Source organism: Fictibacillus sp. b24 (genome assembly GCF_030348825.1).
Lineage (GTDB): Bacteria > Bacillota > Bacilli > Bacillales > Fictibacillaceae > Fictibacillus.
This window is the reverse complement of the sequence record NZ_JAUCES010000005.1, coordinates 1,212,958-1,230,600: the sequence shown is the minus strand read 5'-3', so window position 1 is coordinate 1,230,600 and position 17,643 is coordinate 1,212,958. Positions and strand designations below refer to the sequence as shown.

General features: G+C 39.0%; 19 protein-coding genes. 5 read left to right on the top strand and 14 right to left on the bottom strand.

Translation table 11 applies throughout. The features are described 5' to 3' along the window. Positions 1–44: 44 nt before the first annotated feature. Positions 45–3,428 (bottom strand): DNA polymerase III subunit alpha, encoded by a 3,384-nt coding sequence (gene dnaE, locus QUF49_RS06215; RefSeq protein WP_289494861.1) that lies wholly within the window; start codon positions 3,426–3,428, stop codon positions 45–47. Then, the gene (locus tag QUF49_RS06210; protein ID WP_289494860.1) at positions 3,400–3,681 is read right to left on the bottom strand and encodes a hypothetical protein; all 282 of its coding nucleotides are present in this window, start codon (positions 3,679–3,681) and stop codon (positions 3,400–3,402) included. The genes dnaE and QUF49_RS06210 overlap by 29 nt, the downstream gene beginning before the upstream one ends. 214 nt (positions 3,682–3,895) lie before the next feature. On the opposite strand from QUF49_RS06210, the gene QUF49_RS06205 reads away from it, so the two are divergent. The 3 genes from QUF49_RS06205 (at position 3,896) to QUF49_RS06195 (ending at position 5,046) form a co-directional block, all read left to right on the top strand. Further along, complete coding sequence (locus QUF49_RS06205) at positions 3,896–4,228, top strand: YtrH family sporulation protein (RefSeq protein ID WP_289494859.1); 333 nt, start codon at positions 3,896–3,898, stop codon at positions 4,226–4,228. Continuing rightward, positions 4,228–4,740: a sporulation membrane protein YtrI gene (gene ytrI, locus QUF49_RS06200; RefSeq protein WP_289494858.1), complete on the top strand. Its 513-nt coding sequence runs from the start codon at positions 4,228–4,230 to the stop codon at positions 4,738–4,740. The genes QUF49_RS06205 and ytrI overlap by 1 nt, the downstream gene beginning before the upstream one ends. Before the next feature lie 120 nt (positions 4,741–4,860). Beyond that, positions 4,861–5,046, top strand: coding sequence for a hypothetical protein (locus tag QUF49_RS06195; protein WP_066396796.1), 186 nt, complete (start codon positions 4,861–4,863; stop codon positions 5,044–5,046). A gap of 43 nt (positions 5,047–5,089) precedes the next feature. Here QUF49_RS06195 and QUF49_RS06190 read toward each other — a convergent pair whose 3' ends face one another. Beyond that, positions 5,090–6,037, bottom strand: a complete 948-nt coding sequence (locus QUF49_RS06190) for a DHH family phosphoesterase (protein ID WP_289494856.1) — start codon at positions 6,035–6,037, stop codon at positions 5,090–5,092. Between the two features lie 85 nt (positions 6,038–6,122). Between QUF49_RS06190 and QUF49_RS06185 the strand changes: the two genes are divergently transcribed. Continuing rightward, positions 6,123–6,419 carry a YtpI family protein gene (locus QUF49_RS06185; protein ID WP_066243718.1) on the top strand — a complete coding sequence of 99 codons (297 nt, stop codon included), beginning with the start codon at positions 6,123–6,125 and terminating at the stop codon, positions 6,417–6,419. Between the two features lie 184 nt (positions 6,420–6,603). Here QUF49_RS06185 and QUF49_RS06180 read toward each other — a convergent pair whose 3' ends face one another. The 7 genes from QUF49_RS06180 to QUF49_RS06150 all read right to left on the bottom strand — a co-directional run bounded on the left by QUF49_RS06180 (position 6,604) and on the right by QUF49_RS06150 (position 13,614). Then, positions 6,604–7,920: a DRTGG domain-containing protein gene (locus QUF49_RS06180; protein WP_289494855.1), complete on the bottom strand. Its 1,317-nt coding sequence runs from the start codon at positions 7,918–7,920 to the stop codon at positions 6,604–6,606. 82 nt (positions 7,921–8,002) lie between these two features. Then, positions 8,003–8,245: a hypothetical protein gene (locus QUF49_RS06175; protein ID WP_289494854.1), complete on the bottom strand. Its 243-nt coding sequence runs from the start codon at positions 8,243–8,245 to the stop codon at positions 8,003–8,005. 57 nt (positions 8,246–8,302) lie between these two features. After that, positions 8,303–8,983, bottom strand: a complete 681-nt coding sequence (locus QUF49_RS06170) for a metal-dependent hydrolase (RefSeq protein ID WP_289494853.1) — start codon at positions 8,981–8,983, stop codon at positions 8,303–8,305. 125 nt (positions 8,984–9,108) lie between these two features. Beyond that, entirely contained in the window at positions 9,109–10,230 is a 1,122-nt protein-coding gene (gene ald, locus QUF49_RS06165; protein ID WP_289494852.1) for an alanine dehydrogenase, read from the bottom strand. A gap of 569 nt (positions 10,231–10,799) precedes the next feature. Then, positions 10,800–10,961, bottom strand: a complete 162-nt coding sequence (locus tag QUF49_RS06160) for a hypothetical protein (protein WP_289494851.1) — start codon at positions 10,959–10,961, stop codon at positions 10,800–10,802. A gap of 68 nt (positions 10,962–11,029) precedes the next feature. Further along, complete coding sequence (argH, locus tag QUF49_RS06155) at positions 11,030–12,415, bottom strand: argininosuccinate lyase (protein ID WP_289494850.1); 1,386 nt, start codon at positions 12,413–12,415, stop codon at positions 11,030–11,032. Then, the gene (locus tag QUF49_RS06150) at positions 12,412–13,614 is read right to left on the bottom strand and encodes an argininosuccinate synthase (protein WP_289494849.1); all 1,203 of its coding nucleotides are present in this window, start codon (positions 13,612–13,614) and stop codon (positions 12,412–12,414) included. Before QUF49_RS06150 ends, argH begins: the two co-directional genes overlap by 4 nt. Positions 13,615–13,827: 213 nt before the next feature. Here QUF49_RS06150 and QUF49_RS06145 point away from each other — a divergent pair, with 213 nt between their 5' ends. After that, the gene (locus tag QUF49_RS06145) at positions 13,828–14,142 is read left to right on the top strand and encodes a hypothetical protein (RefSeq protein WP_289494848.1); all 315 of its coding nucleotides are present in this window, start codon (positions 13,828–13,830) and stop codon (positions 14,140–14,142) included. A gap of 25 nt (positions 14,143–14,167) precedes the next feature. Here the strand turns inward: QUF49_RS06145 and QUF49_RS06140 are convergent, their stop codons facing one another. From QUF49_RS06140 to QUF49_RS06125, 4 genes are all read right to left on the bottom strand, one after another. After that, positions 14,168–14,674, bottom strand: a complete 507-nt coding sequence (locus QUF49_RS06140; RefSeq protein ID WP_289494847.1) for a MogA/MoaB family molybdenum cofactor biosynthesis protein — start codon at positions 14,672–14,674, stop codon at positions 14,168–14,170. 18 nt (positions 14,675–14,692) lie between these two features. Then, positions 14,693–15,523 (bottom strand): EcsC family protein, encoded by an 831-nt coding sequence (locus QUF49_RS06135; protein WP_289494846.1) that lies wholly within the window; start codon positions 15,521–15,523, stop codon positions 14,693–14,695. Positions 15,524–15,598: 75 nt separating this feature from the next. Beyond that, a complete protein-coding gene (locus tag QUF49_RS06130; RefSeq protein ID WP_289494845.1) occupies positions 15,599–16,264 on the bottom strand; it encodes a GNAT family N-acetyltransferase in 666 nt (221 codons plus the stop codon). 148 nt (positions 16,265–16,412) lie between these two features. Continuing rightward, positions 16,413–17,600, bottom strand: coding sequence for an acetate kinase (locus QUF49_RS06125; RefSeq protein ID WP_289494844.1), 1,188 nt, complete (start codon positions 17,598–17,600; stop codon positions 16,413–16,415). Between the last annotated feature and the right edge of the window lie 43 nt (positions 17,601–17,643).

Genomic DNA, 17,643 nt, shown 5'->3' with positions numbered 1-17,643 from the left:
TTGACTCATTCATTATAACAAAAGTAAACAAGCTGTAAAGTTTTTTAATTTCTTCTTAAAACGACATTACCCTCACCAACAACAGATTGCAACTCTGACAATAAATTCTCCGTAGCATTTATTTTTTGTGAAATCTGTACCTTCTGTCTGCTTTCCTCATAGATGAGTACAACAGGTACGCTGCCATTAGATTGCTCCAAAATGGTCTTCACTGCATTTAAATGTTCAGGTGACTGATGTTTTTTATCAATCTTTATAAATACTGCTGGTTGTTCATTGGGTTTTAATTCATGCAGCAGCTTGCATTTATTAATCAGTATCTGTAAGGTTTCGTTGCGCTTTTCAACACTTCCTTCTAAAAATAATTGTTCACCTTTTTGCAGAATACTGTGATGTGCCTCGTACACTTTCGGAAAAGCAACCGCTTCAATCTCCCCGCTCTCATCACTGATTGTCAGAAAAGCCATCAGCTCTCCTTTTTTGGTTTTAATCACACGAACTTTGTCCACTAAAACACCGAGAAGGACTGAAGATCTTTTTTCGTTCAGATCCCTAATATCAGCTGCTTTCCAGCTGCTAAGGATGGCACGATATCGTTCTAACGGGTGAGAGGAAAAGAAAAAGCCAAGCGCTTCTTTTTCAAACTTAAGTTTCTCACTTCCTTGAAAGGGCTGGACAGATACATAAGAAGGCTTGGGAAGATTAATGTCATCATCAAATAGATACATTTGATTTTTTCGTGAGATCTCCTGAAACTCTTCTCCGTATTCAATCGCTGTTTCAAGAGAAGCTAACAATACAGCTCTGTCTTCTCCAAGATCATCCAGCGCGCCTGCAAAAATTAGCGATTCAATCGTTCGTTTATTTACAGTTTTCTGGGGACATCGTGCACAAATATCAAACAGATCTTGAAACGGTTCTTTATCGTTTTCTTCCATAAGGCTTCTAACTGCTTGAAGTCCTACATTTTTTATCGCTAAAAGACCGAATGCAATAGCTGATCCATGAGATGTAAAAACAGCTGAGCTCTTATTTATAGAAGGAGGCAGGATAGGAACTCCTTTTTGCTCAGACTCTTTTATATATTGATACACTTTATCATGATTGCCAATAACGCTTGAAAGTAATGCAGCCATAAAATATGATGGGTAATTTGCTTTTAAGTAAGCCAGTTGATAGGCGATTACACTGTATGCAACTGCATGACTCCTTGGGAAACCATAGTCTGCAAAACGAACGATCAGATCATATAAAGCATCAGCAGACTTTTCATCATAGCCTTGTTCTAAACACCCCGCAACAAAATGCTGACGCTCACGAAGCAAAATATCTCGTTTCTTTTTACCAACTGCTCTTCTTAACAAATCTGCTTCTCCAAGAGTAAATCCAGCAGCTTTTGTTGCAATCTGCATGATCTGTTCTTGATAGACGATAACACCGTATGTTGATTTAAGTATGGGCTCAAGGTCTGGGTGCATATATTCAACCGTCTTTAGACCGTGTTTACCTGCTATATAATCAGGGATGTTTTGCATCGGACCTGGTCGGTAAAGAGCATTAACCGCAACAATGTCTTCAAACTCTGTTGGTTTAAGCTGCTGCAGCACTTTTCTCATTCCATCTGATTCGAGCTGAAACACGCCTGTCGTATCACCTTTTGCAAGAAGCTCAAACGTTTTAGCGTCTGTAAAAGGAATTTCATTAAGCTTGATCTTTACGTTCTCGTTCTTTTCAATCGCGAACAAAATATTTTCAATGAGTGATAAATTGCGCAATCCTAAAAAATCCATCTTCAATAGGCCAGCTGCTTCGAGCCAATCCATGCTGTATTGTGTGAGTGGAATTCCGTCGTGTCCACTCTGCAAAGGAACTTTTTGAACAAGCGGTGAACCTGATAAGACGACGCCTGCTGCATGAGTAGAGGCATGTCTAGGCAACCCTTCAAGTGTCATAGCTATCTCTACAAGTTTTTTTACATCCGCGTCTGTTGTATACGCTTGCTGTAGACCAGCGGATTCTTTTAACGCGTTTTCTAAAGTGATTCCAGGTCTAGCAGGAATATTTTTAGCCGTCAAATCGATGAGCGATGGAGGAAAATCCATGACTCTTCCTGCGTCTCTAATCGCTGCTCTGGCAGCCAATGTGCCAAAGGTTATGATTTGCGCGACATAATCTGTCCCATATTTGTTCGCAACATATCTTAAGACTTCATCACGGCGGTTGTCAGGAAAATCAATATCAATATCTGGCATCGTCACCCGCTCTGGATTTAAGAAACGTTCAAAAATCAATTGATGATGGATTGGGTCAACGTTTGTTATATGAAGAACATAAGCCACTAAAGAACCGGCGGCCGAACCCCTTCCTGGGCCAGTAATCATCTTTTCATCATGAGCAAACTTCATGAAATCCCATACAATCAGAAAATAGTCTTCAAAATTCATATTCTTAATGATAGTAAGTTCGTACGAAAGCCGATCTTTAATCTCGGGTGTTATTGTTTCATATCTGTTTAAAAGGCCCTCTTCACACAATTCAGTTAAGTATTCATAGCTGTTTCGGTTAGTCGGAACTGGGTATTTTGGGAGAGCTATATTACCTAGTTCAAGCTTTAAAGAGCATCTCTCTGCAAGTTTAGCTGTTTCGGATAAGGCTTCTGGTACATGTGAGAATAATTCTTCCATCTCATGCTGTGATTTCAAATAAAACTCATTCGTTGGGAGTTTATATCGATCACGATTATTAATCTTTTCTCCTTGCTTTATGCATAACAGAATGTCATGAGCGTCAGCATCTTCCTTTTTCACATAATACGTTTCATGCATACAAACTAACGGTATGTGAAATTTTCTAGAGAGAGATTGCAATTGCATGTTTACCGTTTTTTCAAGCCCCGTATTATGATCTTCAAGTCCAAGATAAAAACGATCAGGGAACCAATGCATATAAAATTCAAGCAATCTATTCAGTTTACCGTCTTCATGATTTTCATAAACTAGGTATTTCTGAATCTCGCCCTCTGAACCAGACGAAATAGCAATCAGGCCGGCAGCATGTTTTGAGATCTCTGTATGAGTAAGCGGTGATACTTCCCCTTCTTGTTTCGTTTGCATAAGCGTAGTAAGTTTTAATAAATTTTCATAGCCTTCATTGTTTATGGCATATAAAAGTATTTTATGTGATGAGCGTATTTTCTCTTTAGTGTTTTGGTGCTGTGTTCCTATTTCGGCTTCTAGACCGATTATAGGCTGAATTCCTGCTTTTAAGCATGCAGTATAGAACTTTAAAGCACCGTACATATTTGATTTATCTGTTATGGCAAGCGCCTTATAGCCCAATTCTTTTGCACATTGAACTAGCTCTTCAATTCGGCAAGAGCTTTCTAGAAGCGAATATTCACTATGTATATGCAAAGGGACAAATCCCATACTCTTCACTTCCTTTCGCACCTGTTTGCAACTTCATTATAGTACAGAAGTTCGCATGTGTTAATGAAACAGTTTTCATTATAGGGAGTTTATTATTTCTAAGATGTTTTCGAAAATTGGAAGTGGTTGATTTCCGTTCCAGGTGCTCGCTTTCCGCGGGGCAGGCGGTGAGCCACATTCTTAACGTTTCACGTTTAAGTGTCTCACCTGCCCACCTGTCCCGCAGGAGTCTCGCACCCTCCACTTCAATCAACTTTATCAATGATGTATAAAAGGATGATCCTAAGTCATGATTTGCTTGACCAAAAACTAGACAGAACCTCTCATTGGCACATCCGTTTCAACTTCCTTCCAAGAACAAAGTGCTCGAAAACAACAATCTTTTAATAAAGCATTTATTTTAAAAATAGAAACGAGCATACACTTCTCAAGTTGTCCATACATTTAGTAGGAGAGGAGGATGTCTCATGGTAAGAGATTTTTTTTCAAACATAATCTTAGACTTTGCCATTGCTTTTGGCGTTTTATTAGGCGGTGCATTAATTGGTGGCCTTGCAGCATTTCTGGTTGGTAAAGCTCCTATATACGAAATGATGGAGCTGGCAAAGAGACTTAAAATATGGGCCATCGTCGCGGCTATTGGAGGAACGTTTGATACGATCACAAACTTTGAGCGCAGTTTTGAAAATGGCGCCACTATAGAGATCTTTAAGCAATTAACCTATATATTTGTAGCGATTGCAGGAGCCAATACGGCTATGCAGTTAATTCAATGGCTTAGCCAGGAGAACATCAACTGATGAGGATTCCTCCGCTGTATCAACGAAAAGGCTACCAGCGTTTTTTTGCTGGAATGGCGATAGGATTTATTATCGGCTGGGCATTTTTTTTAATACAAGGCGGCTTGGCTCATGAAAGGCTTATTCATAAATTAGAAGATCAGAAATTGGAGTTAGATGATTATAAGAAAAAAAACGAGATTCTAACTTCTGATGACAAAAGAGCAAATGAAGAACTTGCAAAGAAATTTAAACTTCATGAGATCAATGTAAGGTTTTCAAATTCAGACTCTCAAAAATTATCAAACCTGACAAGAATGCATTTAATAAAAGCAGTTGAAGACGATTTAGAGCATCTTATAGGAGAAGATACAGAAACGATTGCTAAGAGTAATACACTGCTTTTCCAAGCGATAGAAAATAAACCCTATCGCCTCGATGATGATGAACAAGCTTACCGAGTTAAGATTGACCACCTATATCTGTATACAGGAGTGCTTCGAATCTATATTTCTGCAAAGATAAATGAATGATTATGCATAAATAATGGTCGAATTATTACGTTTTTATGAATCTTTGGGCAAAGAAATAGCAATACCTCCTTAATTTGTATAAAATAATGAGTAAAGAAGTGAATATTGGGGGGGAACTACATGATTATCAATCGAAAAGAACTTGCCCGTGAAAAGGTAAAGGAATTACAGAATGGTTTTTCTGCTTTTGCGGAAACGAAAGAAGTAGCAGACCTGATCAAAAGAGAGCTTGCAAAATTAAACTTGAAAGTGCATGAAGATGTAACGGATGTTGGCTCTTGGTTTATCCCTGAAAAAGCTAACTAATTTACGTTCTAAAGTATAAAAAGGCCCCCCGATGAGGCCTTTTTTATTTTGCTTTGTATTCTTTACAAAGGTTTCTGAGTTCCGAAAGCACAGACAGAGTTTCATCCTTTGTATACACCGTTGCACCAGATGCCCTCGGATGACCTCCACCGTTAAATTTAGCTGCAATCTTATTTACCACCGGCCCTTTAGAGCGCAACCTTACTCTAATCTGGTCAGGCTCATCCACAAAAAATACCCAAGCAAGCAACCCTTCAACATGAGAAAAAGAGTTTACTAACAGTGACGCTTCACTGGCATTTATGTTGAACTCATTTAATGTATCTTTCGTTAAATGGATATACCCTACACAATCATCTACTATTGAAAAGTTCTGCAAAACATGTCCGTTTAATCTTACGAGTTTCTCAGAAATCTTATATAAATTCTCATGTATTTCTGATGGAGAAAATCCAGTCTCTAACAAAGCTGCTGTATAGCGGTGGGTTTTCTGAGTCGTGTTCGCAAACAAAAATCGTCCGGTATCGCCAATAATACCTGCATATAAAAGTCTTGCTGCGCTTTTATCTAATTTCAGTCCCTGCTCATGTCCTGAAAGGTATAGATCCATAATCATCTCAGAAGTAGAACTTGCTTCTGTATCTACCCAGATTAAATCTCCGTAAGGATCCTCATTCGGATGGTGATCGATCTTAATTACAAGATCGCCTAACGAGTAACGGTTATCACTTATTCTCGGAGAATTGGCTGTATCGCAAATAATAACTAAAGCACCTTGGTATACATCATCTTCAATACCGTCCATTCTGTTCAGAAACGCCAATCCTTCTTCTTCTTCTCCAACTGAATAAACTTCCTTATGGGGATAACTCGCCTTAATAATAGAAGCAAGTCCACCTTGCGATCCGAGCGCATCTGGGTCTGGTCTAACATGACGATGAATGATGATTTTTTCATACTGTTCAATTTTCTGTAAGATTTCTTCTTTCATAGCAGACTCCTTTTAGATGTCGTTGTGGCAATTATGGTTTTAAACGTTTACAATATAGTGGAGTAAAAATGTGGGGAGTTTTTTAATGCCGATCTTTATTATTCTTATTATACTTTCTTTTAGTTTGTATGTGTTTTATAAAGTTTCAGAAGTACGTGCAAAAGAACCTTTCTTAAAGCGCTGGACAGGAACAAAAGCAAAAATGGCACTTGGGGCGTTCTTAGCATCATTCGGTTTAAACGAGCTGACTGCTGTAGAAGGCCGCGTGCAGCTTTGGGTCGCACTAATCTTCTTAGCATATGGAATCGTACTATTAATCATGAACTATAAAATGTACAAGCATTTTCTTACACTTGCACGAGAAGAAGCACAGAAAAACTAAATAATTATGGATAAAAAGTCCCTTTAATAGGGACTTTTTTAGTACTCTTTAAAAAAGTTTGGCTTTTAGGAACAGATTTTCTAAATCCTTCACTGACAAGTTGATTGAAGTGTAAGGTGGCGAGACTCCTGAAACGGAAATCAACTACTCACAAGAACAACAAAGGATAAGAAAAAAGTCTTTTTTATGACCGGTGATCGAGAAGCTGAGCCATCATCATCGCTTTTCCAACAATCTTTCCTTCATGATGAATTTCTACATCTACTTTTCCAAATTTCCGGCTCACTTCCAGAACTCTTGGTATCAATTCAATGTCACTATCGATCTGAACAGGCTTGATATAGTAGAATGTTACGTTCTCAACAACAAGGTCACCTTTTTTAATTCTTCTCAACGCTTTACGAGCTGTCTCGGTTACTAAAGTCATCAGTACACCATAAGAAACTGTGCCGAGGTGATTGGTCATCTGAGGTGTGATCCTGCAAGTAAACGTAACTTCATGATCCACCTTTTGTTCTTTTAACTCTGTAGTGATCAGGTCATCGAAAGTGGCTCCAACTTGCGGCTGCTTCTGCATCATCTGCATCGCTTTCAAAACATCTTGCCTTGTTAAAATTCCAATGAGTTTATGAGAAGAACCGATAACCGGCAGCAGTTCAATTCCTTCCCAAATCATCATGTGGGCACATGCTGCTACAGATGTTTTTTCTGTAACCGTTAAAGGAGCACGAGTCATAACCTTTTCTACTTGCATGGATACAGGAACTCCGATAATGTCTTTAGAAGTTACAACACCCGTTACACGATTCGCTTGATCCACAACAGGATAACGGCTGTGCATCGTCTCTTGGTTTAATTCATGCCACTTCGAAACTTTATCATGCTGAAAGAGGTAATGGGTTTCATCGATTGGTATTAATATATCAGAGGCTAATACGATATCCTTTTTGATTAAGCGGTCATGTATCGCCTTATTGATCATCGTTGCTACAGTAAATGTATCGTAACTTGTTGAAATCACAGGAAGTTCAAGTTCATCTGCAAGCCTCTTCACTTCTTCTTCCGTATCGAAGCCCCCTGTTACTAAAATCGCACTTCCGGCTTTAAGTCCTAATTCATGCGCGTTCACACGGTTACCAACAATTAAAAGACTTCCAGCATCTACATAGCGCATCATCGCTTCTAGTTTCATAGCACCGATAACAAACTTATGAAGCGTTTTGTGAAGCCCTGCGCGCCCGCCAAGTACTTGTCCTTCAACAATATTTACGACTTCGGCGAACGTTAGCTTTTCAATATTGCTTTTTGCTTGTCTTTCAATACGTATCGTACCAACACGTTCAATCGTACTTACGATTCCCTGGTTTTCAGCTTCTTTAATCGCTCGATAAGCTGTACCTTCACTGACCGTTAAATCTTTTGCAATTTGCCGAACGGAGATTTTTGATCCGACATCAAGGTCCAAAATATGCTGCAATATTTGTTCATGCTTGGTTAGCATTACATTCACCGTTCCTTTTACCTGTATCTATCTGTTTTGTTTATTTGACTAATACAGATTATACAGGCATACAAACAGAAACTCAACTTTCCATGTGCATTCTTTTCCTCATTTTCCGATTTGCAGAAATACTTTGTTTCCTGACTGCTCGTTTCTTTAGAGTATCTTTTTTAAACAGCAAGCCAATCATCAACATACATGCAAACCCGCTCCATGCAATCGTAAAAACACTTTGCAAAAGAGGACCGTCTAAAGAGAGAACAGGTATTGCTACATAAAGCAGTACACACAACATTAAGACTTTTGCTATTTTTTCTTGGCTCATATAAAATACAACCTCCCTTACTATCATTCGTATGCATAGAAAGGGAGGTTAGAATCATTATACGTTTAAGCTTTCACCGCTTTGAAGCACTTTTCCTTTATTCCCAAGTTTCGATGTAAAAGAAGTTTCTGGATCTTGTTCGATTACAGGAAATGTGTTGAAGTGGATTGGAACAGTTATGTCTGCACCGATCCATTTTGCTGCAATAAGTGCATCTTCAGGACCCATCGTAAAATTATCACCTATGGGTAAGAAGGCAGCGTCAGGTTTCTCAAATTCTCCAATCAATTTCATATCTGAGAATAGAGCGGTATCACCTGCATGGTATAGGGTTTTTCCACCGTGTGAAAATAAAATTCCTGCTGGCATCCCTGTATACACAACAGTGCCATCTTCTTCTTCATAACTTGATCCATGGAAAGCTTGAGTAAACTTTACTTTTCCAAAATCAAACGTGCGGCTTCCTCCAATGTGCATAGGGTGTGCTTCCACTCCTTGAGAACTGATGTAATTGGCAAGTTCGAAAGGCGCTACTACTAAGCTGTTGTTTGCTTTTGCAATCTCAACTGTGTCTCCAACGTGATCGTTATGACCGTGTGTTAATAAAATAACATCTGCTTTTACATCGCTAACTTTAATTTTAGCTTGTCCGTTTCCATTAATAAAAGGGTCTATCCAAACGGAATGTTCCCCGGTTTGAATCTCAAGTACTGAATGTCCGTGATACGTCACTTTCATATAACTTACTCCCTCCTCTAATTAGGACGCTAGATTTCATCCTATTTCCTTACATACCCTATTATAGAACAGAAAAAAAGCCCCATTCCAGTAAAAAGGAACGTTGGACTTTTGTGTCACCCTAATTATTTTTGAGTCAATATGGAAACCGCATCTTTATAATCCAGCTGATGTGCTTCAGCAACAGCTTTATACGTTACAAAACCATCCAACGTATTAATTCCTTTTAGTAAAGCTTCATTATCTAAACATGCTTTCGCGTACCCTTTGTTTGCGATTTGAAGTGCATAAGGAACAGTCACATTTGTCAGCCCGATCGTTGAAGTTCTTGGAACAGCACCTGGCATGTTTGCAACTGCATAGTGCAGAACTCCATACTTTTCATAAGTCGGATTATCATGTGTTGTAATGCGATCGACGGTTTCAAAAATACCGCCCTGATCAATTGCAACGTCTACAATTACTGAACCCGGCTGCATCCCTTTTATCATCTCTTCAGTAACGAGCTTAGGCGCCCTTGCTCCTGGGATTAAAACGGCACCAATTACCAATGCAGACTCTTGAACAGCAAGCGCAATATTAAGCGGATTAGATATGAGAGTATTAATTTCTACACCAAAAATATCATCAAGCTGACGAAGACGTTCTGGATTTAAATCTATGATCGTAACATCTGCTCCAAGTCCCATAGCAATTTTAGCAGCGTTTGTTCCAACCACTCCACCGCCGATTACCGTTACTTTGCCGCGTCGAACTCCAGGAATTCCACTTAACAAAATCCCTAGGCCGCCTTTAGGTTTTTCTAAAAATTGAGCACCAATCTGAGCAGCCATCCTTCCCGCTACTTCGCTCATCGGTGTAAGCAACGGTAATGTTCCGTTTGGCAGCTGTACAGTCTCATATGCAATGCCGATAACCTTGTTATCTGTCAGCGCTTTAGTTAACTCAGGCTCAGGTGCAAGATGTAAATATGTGAACAGGATTAATCCTTCCCGAAAGAAACAATACTCCTCGGGCAGCGGTTCTTTCACTTTCATAACCATTTCCATCGACCACGCCTGAACAGGCGTTTCAACGATCACGCCGCCAGCACTTTCGTATTCTTCATCTGTAAAGCCAGAGCCGATTCCAGCACCTTTTTGAATAAACACTTCATGACCAGACGCCACGAGATTTAAAACTCCAGCAGGAGTCATAGCTACACGATTTTCGTTATTTTTTATTTCAGTCGGTACACCAATTTTCATCTGTTTTCCCTCCCTATCAATATTGGAAATTATTTCATTATCTATAGTTACCATACCATCTAAGATTCAAAATAAAAAGTTGAAAATCATTATGATTTTTTTTGCAGATAAGACAGCATTAAGGTGCCCTAAATAGGAGAAGGAGATTCAAGCTTGGGTGCTGGATGAAATACCGCCGCTGCAGTTATAAGTTGCATAATTTTTTCTCATTTTGTACTACCTATACATTTTTTACTTAAAACTCGTTATAGATAGATCAAATAGATGCATATTCGCCTCTTTAAACAGGCCCTCTCTTATACCAGCTTGGGTAAAACTATCACTAGTTCAAGAAAATTTTGAAATAATTCTAGAAATTCCAGGGATAATCCGGCGACATTTGACTATATTCCAGCGAGTTTTGAACATATATCGGCGAGTTGACAAAAATCGTCATATGTTCACTAGCCCTATACCCCTCCTCCCTACAAACATCTCACGCATACCAACCTTCTAACATACATTCCTCAAAACAAGGTATAAACAAAAAGGATAGCTCAACTATGTGAGCCATCCCTTATTAACTACTTTTATGAAAGACTTTCTTCGTCATCTAGCTTTGTTCTTTGCTGTCCTTGATCTACTTTATCAACAATTCCACTTTGGTACGCTTCTGTTATCTGCTGATGAACGGTCATTTCACCTTCAGCATCGTATTCTAACTGTTGATTTGGACGTTTTTCCTTTGCCATGGTAACTTCCTCCTTCAAATTTAAAACCTTAACCATAGTTTTTGTCCTCTGAAGAAAGTTAAACGGTATTAATTTTTGGAAACAAGTATTTTTGATTTCGCTGCATCAATCTGTTTGTGCACTGCATCAAAACCTGTACCGCCTTCTGAATTTCTTCTTTCAACAGCGGTTTTTGGTGATAGCGCAACAAATAAATCGTTTTCCACAAGTGGACACCATGCCTGATATTCCTCAAGACTAATATCAAGAAGATAGCACCCTTTTTGAATACATTGAAGTACCATCTGACCAACTAATTCATGGGCTTCGCGAAACGGAATCCCTTTTTTCGCTAAATAATCAGCGAGTTCTGTTGCATTCGAAAAATCTTGATGAACGGCTTTGTTCATCTTTTCAGCATTTATTTTAACCTCATTCATCATTCCAGTCATGATACTGAGACATCCTTTAACTGTTTTTACCGTGTCAAAAACAGGTTCTTTGTCTTCTTGCATATCTTTGTTGTAAGCAAGAGGAAGTCCCTTCATCAACGTGAGTAAAGACATTAATGATCCATATACTCTGCCGCTTTTGCCGCGAATTAATTCGGCCATATCTGGATTCTTCTTTTGTGGCATCATGCTGCTGCCCGTTGTGAAGCTATCACTGATTTCAATGAATCCGAATTCTTCTGAAGACCAAAGAATCAATTCTTCACAAAAACGAGAAAGATGCATCATGATCATAGAAGCGTTGCTGCAGCATTCGATTGCAAAATCTCGATCACTTACCGCATCCAAGCTGTTAAGATATTTATTTGAGAATCCTAATTCGTTCATTGTGATGTTTCTGTCGATATCAAAAGTTGTTCCCGCTAGTGCACCTGCTCCAAGCGGCATTACATCTGTTCTTTTTAAACTGTCTTGCAATCTGCCCTTATCTCGATCAAGCATCCAAAAATAGGCTAAAAGATGATGCGCTAAGGAAACTGGCTGGGCACGCTGAAGATGGGTATAACCAGGTATAATGGTCTCCACATGTTCTTCAGCAAGATTCAAAAGGGATTTTTGCAGTTCTTCAATATGCTCAATAATAAGTAGTGTCTCTTCTTTTACATAGAGATGGAAGTCTGTTGCAACTTGATCATTTCGGCTTCTCGCTGTATGAAGTTTTCCTCCGTCTGGTCCGATTTTATCGGTTAACAGTTTTTCAAGGTTCAAGTGTATATCTTCATACTTCACTGAGTAAGATAGTTCGCCTGCTTTCTCTTCCTGTACAAGAGAAAGCAATCCATTCTTAATGTTTTCATAAGCACTTTCATCAATAATATTGCATTGATACAGCATTTTAGCATGCGCAAGACTTCCTTTTAAATCTTGACTTGCCAGCTGCTGATCGAACGAAATGGATGCTCCGAACTCATCTACCCATTCTTCAGGTTGTTTAGAGAAACGTCCTCCCCATAGCTTTTTCACACTTTCACCTCATTTTTTTGAACCATGCTGCTGACTTTTGTAGGTAACCCCCATAGTGAGATAAACCCTTTTGCAGCAGTGTGATCAAATGCATCGTCTGATGTGTAAGTAGCTAATTTTTCATCATATAGAGAGTAAGGTGATTTTCTTCCTTCTACAATCGCATGGCCTTTAAAGAATTTAACACGGACAGTCCCTGTTACATGTTTTTGTGTTTCATCCAAAAAGGCTTTTAACGATGCGTTCAGTGGTGAGAACCAAAGACCTTCATAGATTAATTCTGTCATCTTCTTTTCTATGATCGGCTTAAAATGAGCGACTTCTTTTACTAATGTTAAGTCTTCTAATTCTTTATGTGCCTTAATAAGTGTTGTAGCTGCAGGACACTCATAAACTTCACGTGATTTAATCCCAACGAGTCTATTCTCCACATGATCGATTCGTCCAACCCCATGTGCGCCTCCCCATTCATTTAGCTGGTGAATGAGGTGATCGAGCGATACACTCTCACCATTAAGGGATACAGGAACACCTTGCTCAAATCCGATTTCAACGATTTGTGGCTGATCTGGCGTATTTTCAAGTGATACTGTCATTTCGTATGCTTCTTCAGGCGGAGCTGCCCAAGGATCTTCTAATATTCCGCATTCATTGCTTCTTCCCCACAAATTTTGATCAATTGAAAAAGGATTTTCTTTTTTGATAGGCACTGGAATATCATGCTGTTTTGCATATTGAATTTCTTCTTCACGCGACCAGCTCCATTCACGGACTGGTGCGAGCACCTCAAGTTCTGGTGCTAGTGCTGCAACAGAAACTTCAAAACGCACTTGGTCGTTCCCTTTACCTGTACAGCCATGAGCAACAGCAGTTGCACCATATTTTTCAGCTGTCTCAACTAACTTTTTAGCGATAAGCGGGCGGCTTAAAGCAGAGATCAATGGATATTTCCCTTCATAAAGTGCATGTGACTGAAGAGCGACTAATGCATATTCTTCAGCGTATTCTTTTTGAACATCCAATACGATGGATTCAGATGCTCCGATTGATAGTGCTTTTGATTGTATAAAAGGAAGATCCTTCCCCTCACCCACATCCAAGCATAATGCAATTACCTCATATCCTTTATCCGCTAACCACGGTATAGCAACCGATGTATCTAATCCCCCAGAATAAGCTAAAACAACTTTTTTCCCCATATGAAATCTCTCCTCCTGTTGATTACTAAAATGAATAATTATTTATTTTTATACATTATTGTTTATAAAAATACCATTTAAGATAGTTCATACTATAACAAAATTCCAATGAAAATTGCAAGGTTATTCTTTAAAATGAATAAAAATAACTTTTAACATTTATCTCGCATCAGCATGCACCCTTTTGTACAATAGGGATAGAGGTGATTTATTTTGCAAAATAACTTTGTATGGGATGACAGGCTCGGAATATCCGTGCCGCATTTAAATAAGCCTTGGGGAACGTATGATAAAGCTTTGCAAGCAGCCATTCTGTTGCATTGGGAGAAAATAAGAGGGACGATTCCAGATCGAATCGGGCAAATTGAAAAACACATCAATGAACTCCAAGATCAGTTATCTTCGGAAGAAAACTTTGAAATATCATGTGAGCTGAACTACAAAATTGCCAGTTTAGCCTCCGTCATCAATGATCTTTGGTTATGGTATAGATTGAATCAAAACATCTCATCAAAAATACACGGATAAAAAAGAGGATGCATAAGCACCCTCTTTATTTTTGCAGCTGTTGTACGACATGATTCAGCTCTGGCATTATTAATTTTTCCATTCCTAATTTCACAGCTCCCGACGAACCTGGCAGGGCAAATATTGCCGTCCTATCTTTAACACCAGCAATAGCACGGCTTAACATGGCACTCGATCCGATATCCTCAGTGTAGCTTAACATACGAAACAGTTCTCCGAAACCCGTGATTTCTTTGTCAAATAAGGGGATGAGAGATTCAATCGTTACATCTCTAGACGCTATTCCTGTACCACCGTTAAAAAGAACTACATCAATGTTATCGTTTTGAATTCCAAACTGCGCGGCAATCTGAATCCGTTCTTTATCATCGCTAACAATTCTATATTCTGCGATCACATGATTTTGGGATTTCAAAAATGTCTGGATCAGCTTTCCGCTTTTATCCGTCTCTTCATTTCGTGTATCACTTACCGTTACGATCATGCAATTCACTATTTTCGGTGCTCGTGCTTTATGTTCTTGAACACTCATTTTAATAACACCTGTTTCTTAATATTTTTCATAAAGATATCGTTTTTGATAAAACTTGTGTGCGATTTCTGTAATTTTTCTAGATTGCTGATAGTTCATGACAGCCCCCAAAGCCATACCGAAAATAGGCAATCCTTGTGTCAGCTTCTTTCTAAGAAGAAGAATGGCCATCATCTTAACCGCTTGCTGAATCGGGTGAGACATCCACGAGATATCTGCAATAACATCTTTCCCAGCATAAAAAATAGGATCTTCTTCTTCTCGAATCTCTGCCATTAGCTCGTCCCATTTCTCTTGCTGAAAGCGTTTTGGCATAGTAGCTGCATGATAGACTTTTAGCGATCTCATCATTTCAGCAGGTCTTTGAATGTCATATCCATAATGCATGGCGATCGATTGAACTGAACGAATTCCGAGTGCCACCATTGCTGGTAGATCTGTTCCTAAAAAGAGAAGTCCACCCGTTCCGGCAAGTCCGCCTTGAGAAAAGGAAAGAAGGCGGTTTCGGGCGATCTGTTGATCTGCCATATAAGATAATTGGTCGATCGAGCACTTCTTTAAATCTTCAATCTCAAGAATATCATCTCGAAATACTCTTGCCTCAGAAAGGATTCTTTGTTTAGTATCTAACTGGAATTGAGAGTTTTGTATAAGAGCATGAATATGGAACAATACAGAATCCACATATTCTCCGATTGTCTCCTGCATCTCTTCAGACAGAAGATCCATTTGTCGCGTTGCCCATTTTTCATAAGTACGGCCAAAATCTGTTGGTTCATATGTAAAAAAATCATCTTCCCAGGCTTTGATTTCTTCCCAAATTTGCTCTTCACGCTCTGTTAACGGCATACTTCTCCTCCTTAAAATCCTTTTTTTATAGTGTATTATAATCTTTCCTTGAAGTAAAAAAACAACAGGTTTTCCTTATCCGTTAAAAGGATTTCTCCATTCCATGAGAAGAGCATGATTGCATGACTCCTCATCCTCTAAATAATCAGGAACCAATTCTAACGGCGTTCTGCCACATCTCAACAAGAACGAAATGACTGGATCGTACATGCTTCCTTCCACTACTCTCTCAACATATGCTTGTGGTGAAAGATTGTTTGAATGCTCTCGATACCCGGGCATTCTGCCTCCGCCTAACAAACGCTCTAATTTGAGATGAACAACGGTTTCATATAATGATTGCATCAAGAGCTTGCCAAGGTTCAATTTTCTGTATGCAGGACGGACACATATATCAACAACATAAAGCGTTTTTCCATTGTTATCATGATTTGAGATATATCCGCTGTCCGTTATCTCTTCCCAAGTATGGCGAGGATGACTAGGATCAAAATTCACTAACAGCCCTGTTATTGAGCCTGCCAATACTCCATCGATCTCCACACATAATGCTCCCTCCTGAAAAAGCGTGATGTGGTTTTGCAGCTGCTTCTCATTCCACAATAGTTCAGAAGGAAAAGGAGGAGGAAAGCTTTCTCGTTGGATTTTCATAAGCTCAGAAATATCCTCTTTATCATAATTACGCACTTTTGCTTTTACATTTTTATCTTTAGCATATAAATATTGTTCCTTTTTGTACATCAGACAGAACTCCCTCATATAGGTGCACACTATTTTAAGTACATAAAAGGGTTTACGCTATAACAATCTGTTTTCCTTCTTTACAGAGCATTTTCAAATAAAAAAACAGCCTTTACATGCATGGGCATGAAAAGGCTGTTTTATAAAATTACATCGCAATACGCATCGTATCTCGAGCAATCATAACTTCTTCATTCGTAGGAATGACTATTACTTTTACTGGAGAGTGAGGATAGCTGATAAATGCTTCTTTACCGCGAACTTGGTTTAGAGCAGGGTCCCAATACACACCCATAAATTCTAATCCGCGAAGTACACGCTCGCGAACTGCCGTACTGTTTTCACCGATACCAGCTGTGAAGATAATTGCATCAATGCCTGCCATTCTTGCTGCATAAGAACCGATATATTTATGGATACGGCTAGCAAAAACTTCTAAAGCAAGTTCAGCACGTTCATTCCCTTTCTCAGCTTCACTTTCGATGTCACGAAGGTCAGAAGAGAATCCAGAAACACCTAGCATTCCACTCTTATTGTTCAATACATTAATTACTTCTTCAGCACTTTGACCTGTCTTTTGCATGATATAAGGGATTAATGATGGATCAATGTTACCTGAACGAGTTCCCATTGTAACACCCGCTAAAGGTGTGAAACCCATAGAGGTATCAATTGATTTTCCACCTTCGATCGCTGCAATGCTTGCACCGTTTCCTAAATGGCAAGATAAAAGACGAAGCTGTTCAACCGGACGTCCAAGAAGCTCTGCTGCTCTTTCAGAAACATATTTATGACTTGTTCCGTGGAATCCGTATTTACGAATACCATACTCTTCGTAATATTCGTATGGAAGGCTGTATAAAAATGATTTTTCAGGCATGGACTGATGGAAAGCTGTATCAAAAACGGCAACTGCAGGTACATCAGGCAATACCGTTTTGAACGCTTTAATTCCAACAACATTGGCTGGATTGTGCAATGGCGCAAGATATGAAATCTCTTCAATTTCATTTAATATCTCATCTGTGATAAGAACAGAATCATTAAACTTTTCTCCGCCATGAACGACACGGTGGCCAATTCCTTCGATCTCATCAAGGGAAGAAATAATGTTATGTTTAACTAATTTATCTAAAAGCATAGACACTGCTTCTGAATGATCATGAATATCTTTAATTTCTTTTACTTTTTCACCATTTACTTCGATCGTGAAAACTGAGTCGTTTAATCCGATACGTTCTACAAGTCCTTTTGTCAGTACCTCTTCTTCAGGCATTTGAAGTAACTGAAATTTTAAGGACGAGCTTCCGGCATTAATTGCAATAATTTTAGCCAAAATAGCCATCTCCTTCATATTCAATGAAAAAGAAGGATGCAGT

Coding starts and splice junctions, on each gene's coding strand:
- QUF49_RS06180 (WP_289494855.1), bottom strand. CDS start 7,920: ATGCTAACCAAGCATGAACAAATATTGCAGCATATTTTGGACCTTGAT.
- QUF49_RS06130 (WP_289494845.1), bottom strand. CDS start 16,264: ATGTACAAAAAGGAACAATATTTATATGCTAAAGATAAAAATGTAAAA.
- QUF49_RS06185 (WP_066243718.1), top strand. CDS start 6,123: ATGCCGATCTTTATTATTCTTATTATACTTTCTTTTAGTTTGTATGTG.
- ytrI (WP_289494858.1), top strand. CDS start 4,228: ATGAGGATTCCTCCGCTGTATCAACGAAAAGGCTACCAGCGTTTTTTT.
- dnaE (WP_289494861.1), bottom strand. CDS start 3,428: ATGGGATTTGTCCCTTTGCATATACATAGTGAATATTCGCTTCTAGAA.
- ald (WP_289494852.1), bottom strand. CDS start 10,230: ATGAAAATTGGTGTACCGACTGAAATAAAAAATAACGAAAATCGTGTA.
- QUF49_RS06195 (WP_066396796.1), top strand. CDS start 4,861: ATGATTATCAATCGAAAAGAACTTGCCCGTGAAAAGGTAAAGGAATTA.
- QUF49_RS06160 (WP_289494851.1), bottom strand. CDS start 10,961: ATGGCAAAGGAAAAACGTCCAAATCAACAGTTAGAATACGATGCTGAA.
- QUF49_RS06175 (WP_289494854.1), bottom strand. CDS start 8,245: ATGAGCCAAGAAAAAATAGCAAAAGTCTTAATGTTGTGTGTACTGCTT.
- QUF49_RS06205 (WP_289494859.1), top strand. CDS start 3,896: ATGGTAAGAGATTTTTTTTCAAACATAATCTTAGACTTTGCCATTGCT.
- QUF49_RS06190 (WP_289494856.1), bottom strand. CDS start 6,037: ATGAAAGAAGAAATCTTACAGAAAATTGAACAGTATGAAAAAATCATC.
- QUF49_RS06135 (WP_289494846.1), bottom strand. CDS start 15,523: ATGCCGTTAACAGAGCGTGAAGAGCAAATTTGGGAAGAAATCAAAGCC.
- QUF49_RS06150 (WP_289494849.1), bottom strand. CDS start 13,614: ATGGGGAAAAAAGTTGTTTTAGCTTATTCTGGGGGATTAGATACATCG.
- QUF49_RS06140 (WP_289494847.1), bottom strand. CDS start 14,674: ATGAGTGTTCAAGAACATAAAGCACGAGCACCGAAAATAGTGAATTGC.
- QUF49_RS06170 (WP_289494853.1), bottom strand. CDS start 8,983: ATGAAAGTGACGTATCACGGACATTCAGTACTTGAGATTCAAACCGGG.